At 34.5% G+C, this 15611-nt stretch carries 17 protein-coding genes; 7 read left to right on the top strand and 10 right to left on the bottom strand.

Annotated elements, in window-relative coordinates:
• Positions 1-186: 186 nt before the first annotated feature.
• From FW768_RS06350 to FW768_RS06335, 4 genes are all read right to left on the bottom strand, one after another.
• Positions 187-774, bottom strand: coding sequence for a hypothetical protein (locus FW768_RS06350; RefSeq protein WP_153393788.1), 588 nt, complete (start codon positions 772-774; stop codon positions 187-189).
• A gap of 411 nt (positions 775-1185) precedes the next feature.
• A complete protein-coding gene (locus tag FW768_RS06345) occupies positions 1186-1662 on the bottom strand; it encodes a hypothetical protein (protein ID WP_153393786.1) in 477 nt (158 codons plus the stop codon).
• Between the two features lie 202 nt (positions 1663-1864).
• The gene (locus tag FW768_RS06340; RefSeq protein ID WP_153393784.1) at positions 1865-2722 is read right to left on the bottom strand and encodes an alpha/beta hydrolase family protein; all 858 of its coding nucleotides are present in this window, start codon (positions 2720-2722) and stop codon (positions 1865-1867) included.
• A gap of 171 nt (positions 2723-2893) precedes the next feature.
• On the bottom strand, positions 2894-3592 hold the full coding sequence (locus FW768_RS06335; RefSeq protein ID WP_153393782.1) for a hypothetical protein: 699 nt from the start codon (positions 3590-3592) through the stop codon (positions 2894-2896).
• 148 nt (positions 3593-3740) lie between these two features.
• Between FW768_RS06335 and FW768_RS06330 the strand changes: the two genes are divergently transcribed.
• From FW768_RS06330 to FW768_RS06305, 6 genes are all read left to right on the top strand, one after another.
• Entirely contained in the window at positions 3741-5744 is a 2004-nt protein-coding gene (locus FW768_RS06330) for a tetratricopeptide repeat-containing sensor histidine kinase (RefSeq protein WP_153393780.1), read from the top strand.
• Complete coding sequence (locus FW768_RS06325; RefSeq protein WP_153393778.1) at positions 5734-6519, top strand: LytR/AlgR family response regulator transcription factor; 786 nt, start codon at positions 5734-5736, stop codon at positions 6517-6519. Before FW768_RS06330 ends, FW768_RS06325 begins: the two co-directional genes overlap by 11 nt.
• 400 nt (positions 6520-6919) lie before the next feature.
• Positions 6920-7462 carry a hypothetical protein gene (locus tag FW768_RS06320; protein WP_153393776.1) on the top strand — a complete coding sequence of 181 codons (543 nt, stop codon included), beginning with the start codon at positions 6920-6922 and terminating at the stop codon, positions 7460-7462.
• Positions 7463-7576: 114 nt separating this feature from the next.
• Positions 7577-7843 (top strand): hypothetical protein, encoded by a 267-nt coding sequence (locus tag FW768_RS06315; RefSeq protein ID WP_153393774.1) that lies wholly within the window; start codon positions 7577-7579, stop codon positions 7841-7843.
• 229 nt (positions 7844-8072) lie between these two features.
• Positions 8073-8222, top strand: coding sequence for a hypothetical protein (locus FW768_RS23660; RefSeq protein WP_153393772.1), 150 nt, complete (start codon positions 8073-8075; stop codon positions 8220-8222).
• 580 nt (positions 8223-8802) lie between these two features.
• Positions 8803-9540: a hypothetical protein gene (locus FW768_RS06305; protein ID WP_153393770.1), complete on the top strand. Its 738-nt coding sequence runs from the start codon at positions 8803-8805 to the stop codon at positions 9538-9540.
• 203 nt (positions 9541-9743) lie between these two features.
• Here FW768_RS06305 and FW768_RS23655 read toward each other — a convergent pair whose 3' ends face one another.
• The 5 genes from FW768_RS23655 to FW768_RS06280 form a co-directional block, all read right to left on the bottom strand.
• Positions 9744-9902 carry a hypothetical protein gene (locus FW768_RS23655; protein WP_231128648.1) on the bottom strand — a complete coding sequence of 53 codons (159 nt, stop codon included), beginning with the start codon at positions 9900-9902 and terminating at the stop codon, positions 9744-9746.
• Positions 9903-10034: 132 nt separating this feature from the next.
• A complete protein-coding gene (locus FW768_RS06295; protein WP_153393766.1) occupies positions 10035-10847 on the bottom strand; it encodes a hypothetical protein in 813 nt (270 codons plus the stop codon).
• Positions 10848-10854: 7 nt separating this feature from the next.
• Complete coding sequence (locus FW768_RS06290; protein ID WP_153393764.1) at positions 10855-11085, bottom strand: hypothetical protein; 231 nt, start codon at positions 11083-11085, stop codon at positions 10855-10857.
• Positions 11078-11416, bottom strand: a complete 339-nt coding sequence (locus FW768_RS06285; protein WP_153393762.1) for a cupin domain-containing protein — start codon at positions 11414-11416, stop codon at positions 11078-11080. The genes FW768_RS06290 and FW768_RS06285 overlap by 8 nt, the downstream gene beginning before the upstream one ends.
• Before the next feature lie 137 nt (positions 11417-11553).
• Positions 11554-11772 (bottom strand): hypothetical protein, encoded by a 219-nt coding sequence (locus tag FW768_RS06280; RefSeq protein WP_153393761.1) that lies wholly within the window; start codon positions 11770-11772, stop codon positions 11554-11556.
• Between the two features lie 398 nt (positions 11773-12170).
• On the opposite strand from FW768_RS06280, the gene FW768_RS06275 reads away from it, so the two are divergent.
• Positions 12171-13268: a calcium:proton antiporter gene (locus FW768_RS06275; RefSeq protein WP_153393759.1), complete on the top strand. Its 1098-nt coding sequence runs from the start codon at positions 12171-12173 to the stop codon at positions 13266-13268.
• A gap of 64 nt (positions 13269-13332) precedes the next feature.
• Here the strand turns inward: FW768_RS06275 and FW768_RS06270 are convergent, their stop codons facing one another.
• Positions 13333-15600, bottom strand: a complete 2268-nt coding sequence (locus tag FW768_RS06270; protein ID WP_231128647.1) for a glycosyltransferase — start codon at positions 15598-15600, stop codon at positions 13333-13335.
• Positions 15601-15611 lie beyond the last annotated feature (11 nt).

Raw genomic sequence — 15611 nt, 5'->3', positions numbered from 1 at the left:
GCCCTTGTTACCACACGATTGCATGGTGTGGTTTTATCTCAATCATCCCATTCCGATAAAGTTTTTTATCTTTATAAAAACATAATTGATGAGTGTAATTACAATTTCCACAATCCTGAAGGATTATATTTCATAAGCTTTGTTATTGTACGAAAGGGTTCGTGCGATAGTGGGGCGACACTGTCATTAAAAATGATTACCATTACTATTCTCAATCTCTTTAATTCTTTCCAGAACTTTTAAACTTTTATCTTCATCACTGTTGTGCCATCTGCTAAATAATTTTGTGAATTCATGGTCAGTAGATTCAATGAAATCCTGCATATTAAAAGGGAAATAACTATACTCTTGCTTTTTAATGTCAAACCACGATACTTCTCCACTATTATTTTTCAGTCCTATAAATAACATTGGGGTACCTGTGCCTTTTAATTTAAAATGGTGATTTGAGAAGTAATTTTCAATTGTATCATAATACTCAATTTCTTCATTTAAATCTTTAAAATTATGCTTCTCGTATAAAATATCTCTGCAATTTGCAATACATTTTTCATCTTCAAAATAGAATGGGAATATTTCTGTGAGTAATGCAGATTTATTTTTTAGAAACCATTCATAAACTTCAAGAATATCCCATTGATGACCTAATATTTCAATTGTTTTTGACTGATCGTTGATTGTAAGAATGATTTCACCCCAAATCTCATATTCTGAATTGGGTTCTTCTTGATATGGATTTTGTTTTGGTGTTAAATTAAACAACAATCTATTCATAATCTATTATTTTAAAAATTAACCAAAGGCAAATCACCGCTTCATCGAATCAACGGAGTTGATTCTACTCAAAGAAATTAAGACTTTGCGTGGCAGAAAAATATCCATACAAATAGAAATCCGTGAAAAATATTAAAAAATTCGTGTATCCGAGGCGATACTTTTCAACCACAAACCATAGGTTCGAAGAAGTCAAAAGGCACAAAGATTTTTACATTTAAGAGTTATTCTAAGATTAAATACTTTGGGAATAGAAGTTCACTTAAGATTTTTATCAGCCATCTAAAAAAAAATCTGCGTCATCTGCAAAATCTGCGAGAAAAAATAATTAATAATTCTTTTAAAACATGTTCCAAAGTCGGAAGACTTCAAAAAGTGATATTTCTGTGATTACCGGAAAAACTTTAAAAATTAGCGGACAAGCAGATATACTCCAACACCAATTGCGGTATAAGCAACAACCGTAATAATATCAGCTATGGGTTGCGAGAATCGTTTTTCTGCAATTTTCTCTGCATTAATCTGGTTCTTATGGAATTTCAGTGTTTTTTTAGGACTATTAATAGGATGGGCTACCAGGCTGTCGCTTTCCCATCGGTCAACGATTATTTTATAGGATCTGCCATCAACATCAATTTTAAAATTCTTATTAGGGACAAGCCTCTCCTGAATATTCATCGGCATAGATGTTTGTGCTTGTTTTGGGTTTATACTTAGAGGGTCAGCTGGTGCACTTTTCATTTCTGCAGCAGTATTATTGGCAAGAGCTGCATTCTTTTTAGCTTCCAGCTTATTATCGGCTGCCGGATCTGCTTGTTTTTTTACCTGATAAGTATAGCAGCTGCTAAGAGAAAATAATATAATGATGAAATAAAGATTCTTTTGCATTAGTCAAATTTAAGAATTAAACGGAATATTTGGGATTTTCTTTTGAAAGATGCGGTTTTTTTGTTTTGCTCGATATTTGCTGCGCAAAGTTTTCTGGCTTTGAGCGGATAAAATAAAAGTAATCTTAAACATCCTACGAAGTCTCCTGACTTCGTAGAGCTAAGCCAGACGTTATTTTGGACTATATTGACTGCTATCCATACTATTTCGATAATTTTCTGTTTTTTATCCAGCTGACAGCATATTCAACGGGTTCTTTAGAGCTTGAAAATGCAGTATTGTGCCCTAAAGCCGGATATAATTTATATTCATAGCGCTTGTTATGGGATTTTAATGCATTCAGTTGTTCAATGGATAGATTCACTGGGACTTGTATATCCTTACCTCCAAAAATCCATAGTCCGGGAACTGATAATTGAGCAAGAGTATTGCAGGGATCGGTGTCTGTAAACTCGTATCTGTCGGGATCGGTCATGATGTGTTTCCGGGCGTCTTCTTCCGTATGAGTGTCCCAGAAACCAGAATTCCCATTGGTGTAAAACTGAAAACGGAGCTGTTGCTTAACCGTAATCAATGCTCCACTGAATATCGTCATAAATTTGATCTTATTATTTTTTTTGGCAGCTAAAGGTATGATCCAACCAGCCTGGCTGCCGCCAATCAAACCTATATTGATACGATTGTTTCGTAAGTCCTTGGATAAAGTATTTACAGCGGCACTTGCATCTAAAGAAAGCAGGTTAAGATTTAAAGCGTCTACATTATTGGTTCCCACTTCCGGCCCGGCATAGGTCCCACCGGATTCTCCAACACCCCGTTTGTCATACGTCAAAACAGCAATGCCTGTTTCAGCCAAAAGAGTTGCAAATTCTACCATTCTTTTTTCCTGCCCGGACCCATGCACAATGACAACTGCAGCTGAAACATGATCAGGCTTAAAAATTGTTCCGGAAAGCGATACGCCTTCGCTGCTGAATTTTATATTCTTGGTGGTGAAATTGGGTTGGATTGCCCATAACAGATTGCCTGTAAAAAGGCATACTGCCAAAATGAAATTCATGGAAAAAAGCTTAGTACTTATGGACTTTTTAAGAAAACTTACTTTAGATAGGGTAACTGATGAGACGTGGCCGGGTATTGTTGTAATATTCAAAGAGGTGAAATTTTTCACTTGGTTTTAGTTTATAGTTTAGTTATAAAAATAATCAAATTTCCATTAAACCAGTATCTTTTATTTCTTCTCCGGAATAACAAAAGAGCTGATCCCGTTTTTCTGATAAAACTCCTCAAGAAATTCCGGATATAGTTTTAACTGCTCTACACTCAGAACATGGGTTGTTTCTTTATTTTCTATGATCGATAGCGCCCAATAAGGCGGGTTACCTATAAATCGGTTAATATCTTTATAGTTTCCATCAGCGAATAAAGCATTTAAATTATTAATAAGTCTTGCATTCATCACATTATACTCAAAAGGCTTTTTAAAAAAATCAGTAACCAGATTATCTACAAATTCATAAAATTTTTTCCTTAAAAATAGGCTTTTCCCACCTTCATTATCGTTGAAAACATAGGTTTCTTCATTAATTCCTTCTATAATAAATGTGATAATATTGTTTTCTGCGCGGTACTTTTTACTCCATTCCCTATACTCATCATTGGTTTTGTTTTTAATCAGATGATTATTGGTCCATCTGTCTTCAATGATGCAGATAGCCCAGTAAAAAGGCATTTCGGTTGTGATGTGGTATACGTCATGATAATCTTCAAGAGTATTGAGTACATTCAGAAAACGTTGATGAAATTCATTATCGGGTAATGGTTCTTCAAAAAAATCTGTTATTAAAGAAGATACCTTTTCATAATATTTTTTTCTGAGAAATTGACAATCATTGTCATATTCGTCTTTGTATAGATATATCTCTTCCATTTTTCTTATTTTATTGTATTATGTTGATAGAGCCGGGTGCAAAATAACAAAAATCCGGCCTGTTGTATACCTGAGATTAACATATTTCTTTAAAAAGACAGAAAAAAATAAGATAAAGACAGAGAAAAATAAATATGACTAGGTAAAAGTGCCTAAAATACTTACTTTTGCGACTGAAATTTATTCTTTCACTTTCTTTATGTATAAAACTAAACTAATAGCCGTAACTGCATTTCTGTCTTTTATGTCTTCTGGTTCTTTTGCACAGGACAGAACGATTGATTCTCTGAAAAAAGTATTGCAGAATCCCAAAATACATGATACTACCAAGCTGGTAAGCATCGGCACGGTAATGGACGAGATACCTGCCAATGATAAAAGGGCACAGGAACTGAATGAAATGATGGGGAAGTTGGCTTCAAAAAACTTAAAAAACACAAACCCACAGGATCTGCATGTAAAATATACCAAATATCTGGCTGCCTATTATTCCAACCTAGGCGGACAGTATACCGTGAAAAGAGATGCTGTGAAAACAGTGTTCTACCTGGATAAAAGTATGGCACTCTTTAAATCCGTAGGGGCATATTACGAAATGAATTATGTGTTGGTGGGCAAAGGAATTTTCTATTCCCAGATTAATGATAAGGAAAAAGCCATACAATGTCTGTTCACCGCATTAAAGTATTTTGAGAAAGATCCTGAAGAGAATGAGGACGGCATTTCCTATGTCAACAATACACTGGCAACCCTGTACGGAGATCAGGAAATATATGACAAAGCTATTGCCTATTCCAAAAAAACCATTGATTATATTAATTCCAAGAAAAAACTGGCGGGAGAAGATGAATACCGTCTGAGTGAAGCAATGATAAACTGCGGCACATATTATCTGTCTTCGAAAAGATATGAAGAAGCACTCAACTATTTTAATAAGGCACTTGCTTATTTTAAGAAAGTGAGCAATGTCCCTTATTCCAGCATATGTCTGAGTAAAATTGCACAGGTAAAAATGGAGCAGGGGAAATACCCGGAAGCCGAAACTTTTCTGAAACAAGCCTTGGAAAATAATGATGACGAATTATCAAAAGCCAATGCCTATATTAATTTAGGGGATCTCTATTACCGGCAAAAAGATTTTATCAAGTCAGAGTCCTTTTTATCGGAGGGTTTTCTCTTAGGAAAAAAAATCAAAAATTTACAGCTTCAGGAGAACGCCTCAGACTTATTGCTGAAAGTTCTCAAAAAGAACAATAACTTCAAAAAAGCACTGGAAATCTATGAATTTCAGGCGAAGTTAAACGATTCCAGCAAAACCGAAGCGTCTAAAAATGCACTGGCACAGCAACAGCTTAAATACAGCTACGAGAAAAAAGAACTAAATTTAAAACTGGAGGCCGAAAAAAAGGAAGCAACCAAGAATAACTGGTTAATCGCGCTTTCGGGAACCTTGTTGCTGATGGTGCTTGGAGGTTATTTTTATTACCGGAACAACAGACAGAAGCAGAAAATTACAGTTCTTGAAAGAGACAGGATCAAGCAGAAGCTTTTGCTTTCCCAGATGAACCCTCATTTTATTTTCAATTCAATAGATAACATTCAAAGTCTTATTATCAACCAGAAAGAGACGGTTGCCGTATCCTATCTGGATAGCTTTTCCAAACTGACAAGGCAGATCCTGGAAAATTCTAATGAGAATTATATTTCGCTGAAAGAAGAGGTGGATATGATTGAAAATTACCTATCCATACAGCAACTTCTGTACAAAGACAAGTTTGATTTCAGGATCAATGTTGAAAAAATATCTGATACGGAATCCTTTTTTATACCTCCAATGCTTGCTCAGCCGTTTATCGAAAATTCAATTAAACACGGGATGAGAAATAAGGATGAAAAAGGGATGATTGAAATTGTTTTTTCGTTAAACCATGAAAAATTATTCTTTGAAATAACGGATAATGGTTTGGGCTTCAATGATGAAAAGAAGCAGCCTGGCCATAAATCAATGGCGATGAGAATTACCAGAGAGCGACTGCTGAATTATACCCAAAACAAAAATTTTGAAATTATATCAGAAAACAGGGTAGATTCGGAAGGAAAGCTGAAAGGAGCCAAAGTTATGTTTAAAATACCTTATATTTGTGAAAACTAGCGCAACCATGTTAAGAGCCATCGTAATTGATGACAATGAAGAAATCAGACAGAAGAACGGTACTTTGATTAAGGACAACTGCCCGAATATCAGTATCATCGGACAGGCCGATTCAGTGGAGTCAGGAATAAAAATAATCAGACAGCTGTCACCCGATATTGTTTTTCTGGATATAGAAATGCCCGATGGTACCGGTTTTGATCTGCTTCAAAAACTAAGCCCCATTACCTTTAAAGTGATATTCATTACAGGATACGAAGACTTTGCCATAAAAGCCTTCCGCTTTTCTGCTATTGATTATTTATTAAAACCCCTCAATACCGGCGAATTGATTGAAGCTGTAAAAAAAGCAGAAGAATCTTTGAGCAAAGATATTTTTGATATGAAGCTCAGTAATTTGTTTGCCAATCTCGAGCGCCCGAAGAATCTCCAGAATCTGATCCTTAAAACCGCTGAGAAGATCTATTCTGTGAATATTCAGGATATTGTCAACTGTGAGTCGGATAAAAACTATACGACCTTTTATTTCATCAATGCTCCAAAGCTGGTGGTTTCTACCAATCTGAAGGAATATGAAAACATGCTTACCCCATTTAATTTCTTCAGAACACACCAATCGCATTTAATTAATATGGCCTACTTTGATCATTTTATTAAAGCCGATGGCGGGAATACCATTATCATGAAAAACAAAACGGCTATACCACTTTCGGTACGGAAAAAAGAAGAGTTTTTAATGCTTCTGGACAACCTTTGCCAAACTTTTGAACTGTAACCAGAGATTTTAAATTTTAGAAAACAGATTTCCTGTAAAAACCATCAGATATTTTTTAATATCCGGCGAATATTCATTGGCTGAAATTCACGATGAACAATGCTGTATATTCGAGCTGTAAAACCATAAAAAGCCGTAGTCTACACAACAAAATAAATAAAAAACTAATAACCATCCGGAAACGAATCCGGATGTAACAACTGAGAGCATGAATAAAAAATTACGAGTATTAGGTACATCCATTTTAGTATTCACAAATTCGGAAGCTCAACGAATTTCCTCGGATTCCTTACGAATGTTCATTCACTGAAACCTGAAAAAACTTTTACTTTATTTTTGAAAAGTGCTTGAGTAAAGCATAAAATATTATTAACCATTATTCAATTTAAACAACAATTTTATGAGAGTATTAACTTTAATTTTTATGGTTTTAGCCTTTATAATAGGCGGAGCTTTATCTGTATTTCAATTTAAGGGTATAGAAAATAGAATGGGAACTGATGGAGATTCTCAAAAGCTAGACCAGGTCTACGCTATGGTAGATAATGCACAAAAAGAAATTGATGAATTAAAGAAACAAGGAGTAGACATTACCAAGATAGATGATCCTCAGATTCAGGAAAATCTGGATATTATATCAAAAACACCTCCAAGATGGCAGGTGGAATATACAGGGAAATTAGGGATTTTGTTAGCGGTTCTGGCTTTTGTAATGGTAATTACAGCATTTATGAAAAAAGAACTGGTAACAAAACTAAGTATAGCAGTAGCCATTCTGGCACTTGCGGTATGGTTCAGTGCTCCTGATATCGCAGCAGGTAAATACTCAGGAATGAATCCTAAAACAGTTGCTTTAATCGCATTGGTTGCTTTAGCAGTTTCATCAGCATGTGCTTTCATGAGCTATAAGCTGCATTTAAAAAAGAGAACAGTAGCTGCCTAAAAGCAAAGCAATCCTTGTGAGCTTGTTTTAAAATTTTAATAATTAGATAATTTAAAATCCAAAGCTCAGTGAGTTTAAAATAATTAAAAAAAATAAAATTAAAACTAATAAAACATGGATACTTTATCAATAATAGGCATGATATTAATGTTTCTTGGATTTGCCAATGCAGCCTGGGTTGCGGTGCTTTATATATTGTCATTAAGCGCAGTGGCAGGAACTAAACTTTCAAAAAAAGTGGGAACGGCCAATGAAAATACAGACGGGCACCTGGAAACAGGAAAAGCAATATCAAATAATTTATTAAAAAAACTGATCTGGAGGCTGGCAGTCGGCTGTCTGGGCTGGCTTATGTTCTATATCGCAACAGGCCATTTTTAAACTGATGATCTGTATAACGGCAGTGCCCGGGATACGGAACAGGTTTGAAGCCGGGGGATAGAAGCTATAAAAACCATGAAAAATAACCATTATAACTAAAAATTAACTTCCAGCTTCCTTCTCCCAGCCTCCAGTCTTTTAATGAATCCGTGTTCAGGTTAAGCAGCGGTTTTAAAATGTAAAGTTCAATAAGTTGAAGATGGTTTCAGACAAAATTAAACGGTAAAAAATGAATATTTTATCAACGACAGACATAATATTAATGTTATTTGGATTAGCTAATGCTGTCTGGATTGTTATTCTTTATATTTTATCACTGAACACCATCGAAAAAACTGAAATTTCAAAGAAGGGGGAAACAGCAAATGATAAAAAATAAATAGTTCGAAAAAAAGCCAATATCAAATGGCTGGAATTTTTGGTCTTGTTCCCTATAGGTGATCCCGTTTTTTTTAACGGGATTTCACTTTAATATAGGTTTAATTTTCAATAGTCTATTAAAGTAATGGTGATAAATATTTCATAAATAATTTGATTTATTTTTGATTAATTCATAATAAGTGCTTATGGGTATTTATGTATGTGATTTGTGCTTTAATTCTGTTATTTATGATTGAATAATGGTGAAAAATAGTATTTTTGTTCAAGTCAAAAAGAAAATAATTCTTTGATTCTGGTGCCAAAATGAAAATTTATAGAAAGGGGTGGCCTGATTTAATAAAGGTTGCTTTTTGATTATAATACCAAACCAGAAGACAGTACAGTTCTGTTGATAATAAAAACGGTCGTTCCGACAAATTTGTTTAAAATCTCAACGAATGTATTTAAAACTCCGGCAAATGTTCATTGATCAAAATTAATATTTCACTTTCATCTATTATTGCATTGTCAATCATTCAAAAAGGAAAAATTTTAATAATCATATCAACTAATACTATTAATTCAAAATCATTAAACTTATGAGAAAACACTCGTTTTTTTTAATCCCGCTTCTTTCCCTTACGCTTCTTGCTACATCTTGCGGAAAAGAGGCTACCAATGTAGAAATAGGCAAAGAATTTAAAGTAGAACAAAATCCTGTAACGATCATAAAACTGGAGGAAGGAAAAGTGTTGCGTGCGGTTAAAGACGAAATGGTGAAAGTGGCGCCAAAAGGTAAGAAATATATCTATTTAGAGGTGAAAAACCCGAATAAGGAAATGATTTTTCTTAAAGCCTTCAGCAAAGATAAAGAACTGAAGTATGAAGACGATCTTATGTATTATACGCATGATGTAGATTCAGGATTCGAGGATGCTTATTATCTTGTAGATGAAAATACCACCATCGACAAAATTGTAATTACCACTCCTTCCGAGACAGAATATACTGTTCTGAACCCGGCTGCAACAAAAAGCAAAAATTCTATTCCTGAAGATGTACAGCGTATCCTTGATTCTTATTCTGAAAATAAAGCCATTGGGTTGCTGGAAGGTTTTGCCCCTTATGTTGAAACCGGAAAAAATGTTCATGAGATTGCAACACAGGAAGGTTTTCTTACTGCCAGTAACATGATGAGTAATAAAGCGGAACTTTCTTACTTTACGGAAGACGGATCAAAATATATTTTCAATATTACCAATGTTCTCGGCACTAAGGCCAAAGTAACTACTCTTTGGAAAAATGGTAAAATAACCAATATAGAAGTTGTAGAATAATTATTCTGTAAAAATCATAAAAAGAGATAACTGTTAAAAGGGGTTTCGTGTAAGAAGGGCATTTTGTTCCGGCTACACGGAACCTCAGCAGTTTAAAAAAATAATACAGAAAGTAAGGTAAGCACCCTTGAAATCCTGCACAAAACTGGTTTTAATTCAAAATCTTCTTTTAAGAATCCTTTAAATGTAGTTAAGTAATCTTTTCATATAATGTCATAATTATCCAGCCCTATCACAAAATAATGTTCGATTGTTTTTTGAGCTTTTCTGCACATTGATAAAAGATCATTCCTGGATGTGTTCTCAAAAGTAAAATCATCATGGGTTTTAACGACATACTCAGTTACTATTTCAATGTTCATTAAATCGAATTCTGTTACATCAGTTTTCAACCTATGCTCTTCTTTGAAGAAAGGGATTTTACAAAAAATGGAATCTTTAAAACGAAAAAGGTGTATTGTTTTCACTGCAGAATATTTAATATGATGATAGATTTAGTTTGGATGGGACTGAACAAGTTTATTTTTCATTTTTCTGTTGATCCATCTTTTAAACATAGTACGTTCTGTGGGTAATTGATACATTCCGCCAGAAAGTATATATAATAGGCTGTCCCAGAAATTATTTTTTTTGCTGAATTCATGGCTGTAATCTGTTAATGCTTTCAAATACTCATATTCGTATTCCTTTGCTTTTTTTAAGGTGTAATTTTTCGGAATATCTTTAATAATATCCATGCTGATGGTATTAAAGATTTTAAGAGAATGTTTTTCAATAAAGTCTGATTCAAGTCTGCATATTGCTGTAAGTGGGATGAGCAAAGAAAAAATTTCATCATAAAAGTTACAGATGGTTGTTTTCCATGATAACCTTTCTTCTTCCGGTAAAATCTCAGCAGCAAGCCGGATCAGTTTTTTATGGCCCTCTTCCAGTTCAGCAGTATAAATTTTGTTTTGATTCCAGAATATAGACGAATTGATTTTATTTTTTTTAATCATATTTTCCAGAGTATATTCAAACTGTATTTTAATATACTTTATGTTGTCAGTCAGATCATCTAAAACAGACTGCCACAGATTATGTTTGCTTAAGCTGCAATGGGTACTAAAGATCAATCTGGATCTGTTATTAAGATGCTGCAGTTCCTTTAACATCCGAAGAATTTCTGTTACATCTCTTTCCAGGGTGATACTGGTATTTCTTATATAGAACAATGCGACAAACTGAGAGTAATAGGTCCTTCTTAAAATGTTTTTCTTATTTCTGATCCCCAATCTGTTATTGGGAAGTTTATTCAGCTTTTTCATTAGAGTTTTATTGTAAATCATATTTTTTGATAGTCCCTTTTTCAAACGACTTTTTCTGTATTATAAGTGAAATAAGATATTGTCTTAAATCTCTGATTGTGATATTTTTCTCTGCAAAAGAAAAAAATAGCGGAGTTTCGTCTAAAAGATCATACAATTCAGGAAATTCTTTTTGAATTTCAATCGTTTTTTTTAATATCTTTTTTGTTAGAAATGATATGGTATCTACTTTATTCATAGCCGCTTTTTATTATTGTTAATATCATTTTAAAGCGTTTATTTCCTTTTATCGAATGGGATTTATGGGCAGGAATTATAATGCATTCACCTTCTTCTAAAAAATAAGATGCTCCGTCTATAATGATTTCTGCTTTACCCTCGATAATCTGCACAGCAGCATCAAAAGGAGATATTTTTTCTGATAGTCCTTCCTTGTCATCAAACGAAAGTGCACAGATATTGCCGGTTATTTTTTCCAGTAGTGTTCTGCTGACAACAGAATTTGAAATATAGCCTACAATCTGGCGGGTAATATATACTTTTGATTTTTCAAGTTCTTTATGATTCATCACAGTTCGGTTAAAGGTGAAAGAGTGGGGATATTATAAATAAAAGGGACAGAACTGTTTAATTTTCCATCCCTTTTTCAGTTAAAACTTTTTGATAAATATACCTTTCTCATAGGTTTTAACTTTCCTGAAACAATTTATGAAAGATTAATTTCTTTGATAATATTAAGAACCTCTTCACGGTTTTTTCTGAGTCTGTTTCCAATTCTTTCAAGCATTTCTTTTTCCTTGCCTTCTTCAAGCTTCAGGTCATAATCCGTTAATGTTGAAAATTTTTCTCTCAGTTGTTTTGACTGTACATTCCAGTCCTTTGGAATTTTGAAAGATTTGTCACTTTTATTAGGGTTGGTGTCCATAATGTGGATTTTAATGTAGCTTAATTGCTACAATACAAAGTTGGGTGTTTTATAATCTATTGTATTACAGATTGCTTTTTTTATGTTGCACATATCACACTTTTGCAGATTTTCCGGATTATTTTTAGCTCTGAAACAAAAGCTCCGGTGTAAAATGTTTTCTATATAATTCTAAATAAGTGATTGATAATTTGTACCTTGCTGCATAACTGCATTGAGCTGCCAATTGAAAACTTTAAGTTCTGACCTATTTCTTCTTTTTACCATCTGATTTTTCTGATATAATGTCTTTAAGCTGCTTCAAACGGGTAATCGAAGCTGTTTTCAAAAAAGGAAATATAAACCCTTTTGATTTTCTCTAAAGGACAATTCAATTGTAAAAAATTAGTACTGTTTTTATGAATACAAAAAAATATTTAGGGATGTGGACATTTTTAGTTCCCTTTCTGGCGTGGCTCTCTTATTTTGGAAACTCTGTTTTTTCTTCAGGGTATTACTCTGCGATTCTCGCTTTATTTCTAATGGGAAGTGTTCTTGCGGCAGTTTACCATTCCGAAGTGATAGCCCATCGTTTGGGAGAGCCCTTCGGAACCTTACTTCTGGCATTTGCCATTACCGTAATAGAGGTTGGGTTGATTATTTCCATCATGATGGGAGCCAAAGGTTTAGAAACCATCACTCTTGCCAGAGATACGGTTTTTGCGGCAGTGATGATTATCCTTACCGGAATCATAGGGAGCTGTATTGTGATAGGCTCTCTAAGGTATAGGGAACAAAGCTTTACACTGCAGGGGGTGAGTACGGCCCTAATAACGCTTACATCTGTTATTATTTTTGTGCTTATCCTGCCCAATTATACAATAAGCCATCTCGGAGGTGAATATACCTCCTTTCAGCTGCTTTTTATAGCTTTGATTTCTTTGGGACTTTATCTCGGGTTTACCATGATTCAGACGTTCAGGCACCGGAGTTTTTTCATTTCTCCGCAAAATAAGATGTCTGCAAACAAATCTGTAAAGGATAGCCAAGAAAAGATTTCGCAAAGACAATTGTATATCAGCTGTATATTATTGACCTTATCCCTGGGAATAGTGGTTTTGCTGGCAAAGCTTCTTTCAAAGGATGTTGAGCATATTGTAGTTTCTGTTGGTGCTCCAAGATCTCTGGTAGGTATTATTATTGCCGGTATTGTTCTCCTTCCGGAAGGATTGGCTGCATTCAGGGCTGCAAAAAGTGATCAGATACAGACATCTTTAAATCTTGCTTTTGGTTCTGCTTTAGCAAGTATTGGCCTGAGCATTCCTGCCATTGCCATTATATCGGTAATGACCGGGATAAGAATGTCATTAGGGATTGATATCAAATCCACGATACTTCTGGGATTATCACTTTTTATTATTACCGTTTCACTGGCAACAGGCAGAACCAATATCATGCAGGGAATTGTACTGATCGCTATATTTTTAATCTATCTTTTCATTACGATAGTACCTTAAATACGTACTTCTTCAAATTTCAGATTAATCAGAAATATCCGATGGCAGCAGTCGTTAAGAATTGCTATTGGGGAAAACAGAGTCTGGCCATGAGATAACTTACTGTAGATTCTGCTCCCTGATTGAGATTAACATTTTTTTCTTCAAGACCATCATAGCAGCCTCCTGTAGCAGGGTTATAGATGATCTGATGTAAATGATTCTTCCCCAGAAACCAGTTAAAGGCATCTTTCATCATCTGTAAATATTTTTCATCCTTAAAAACTTTGTAGAACGTAGATAATGCCAGAATTGTATAAGCAACATCAATGGGCTGCTCTCCGCCAATTGTTTCAGGATTTTTAATAATTTCTTTTTGCAGCCATCCTTTGTTGGATATCACTTTAATATTTCCTTCCGCAAATATTTTAGAAAGCAGAAACCGGAAAGATTCATCCGCAATTTGTTTATAAATTTCGTCTTTGGTGGTAATCCACGCACATAATAAAGCTTCCGGCAGTAAACTGTTGCCATAGGTAAGGTAACTTTCAAACCAATGCCAATCACTATGTTTTTCATGCTGATACATTTTTACCAGCCGGTCGGCCAGTTTTTTTAATAATGGAATATTGTTTTCAGAGTTCTGATAATGTAATCCTTTTATAATAAAGGCCATTGCCCTGGTGGAATGAATTTTTTCTACAGAGGAAAGACTTTTTTCAATGATAGAATCCGCTTCATCATAATAGAACTGTGGTAAAATCTCTTTTATAGAAAGCAAATAGCCTAATGCCCAGATGGCCCTTCCGTTAGAGTCTTCAAGGTTGGTTTCATAATTCTGTTGGGCAAATTTCTTTTGCCTGTCCACATAATTAAGGAAACTTCCGTCTGGTTGCTGGCAAAACTTGATGACATTCAGATAAGTTGAAATTAAGGTAAGATCTGATTCATCTCTGTTCAGTTCATAATGTCTGCAGGCCACAATCAGGGCACGGGCATTATCATCCAGAGTATAGCCAGAGTCTATATCAGGCTTGTTGATTTTGGAAAACTGAATCATTCCAAAATCTGTTGTCATGTTTTTGATGTGACTTAGATTGATGGTAGGTAAGGTATAATGTAATGTCATTTTATCCTGGCTGTATTGTTGAAATAGTAAGGCATGTGAAACAGAAGAGTTTTCCCAGGCTGTCGGAGCCATTTTTTCTAAATTTTTTGACCGTAATTTTTCCTGTGCATTTTCATTTTGCAGTAATTTGTTCACAGCACTAGAGAGCTGCTCAGGAGTTTCAAAATCAATAATAATTCCCATGTCTTCTTTCAATACTTCCAGGGCATGCGGAATAGGGGTAGAAATAATAGGACATCCACAGCTGATGGCATAGGAAAAGGTACCGCTTACTGCCTGATGTCTGTCTTTTGAGGTGAAAAGATAGATATTTGTAAGCTGCAGATAATCCAGTAACTCATCTAAGGGCAAATACTGGTTGATGAAGAGAGTATGTTTTTCCAGATGGAGCTTTTTAATGGTTTCCTGCAGAAAGTCCCGATATTTTTCACCTTCGTTCTTTACAATACCGGGATGTGTTTTTCCAATGATCAGAAACATCACATCCGGATTTTGAGAGATAATTTCAGGCAGGGCTTTTAACGTTGTTTCAATATTTTTTCCGGATCCCAGTAAACCGAATGTTGAAAGTACTTTTTTATCCTTCAATCCGTATTTTGTTTTCAGTGAAATTTTATCGATAAACGGCAATAAATGGGTTCCATGCGGTATCATGATGATTTTCTCAAAAGGAATATCGTAGTCATTTGACAGGATATCCGCTGAAATACCGGTCATCACAATAACAGATTTGCATAATCGGCTGATTTCCATTACCTTTTCTTTTAATTCCTGATTGGGTTTGGGCAGAACGGTGTGAAAAGTAATGATGATGTCTTTCTTTACATTCTGGAGAAAAAGAGATAATCCATTTTTGGATTCATTAAAAAAACCGAACTCGTGTTGAAGCATGACAAGCTGGATATTGTCATTTTTATTGATTTTATCCGCCAGTTCCAAATAAGAAATCGTATCGGATGTATTTAAGCGGTATTCTATCTTTTCCGGATACTGATAATTCTCATCTTCAGTTTCCATGGGGCAAATAATTATTTTAAATGATTCACTGAACTTTAGCTGAAGAGATTTTATCAGGTCCTGGGAATACGTTGCAATACCGCACACCTTAGGAGGAAAAGTACTGATAAAGACAATTTCAGGCCTATAATAAGTTGTGTTTTTTGTACTTTGGACAGGTCGTCTTTTTGCTTTTTCCTCCACGTCTGAATTTATATTTTTATTCATGTTGATTTTTA

The organism is Chryseobacterium vaccae (assembly GCF_009602705.1).
Classification (GTDB): domain Bacteria; phylum Bacteroidota; class Bacteroidia; order Flavobacteriales; family Weeksellaceae; genus Chryseobacterium; species Chryseobacterium vaccae.
This window is presented reverse-complemented; position numbering and strand designations above follow the sequence as displayed.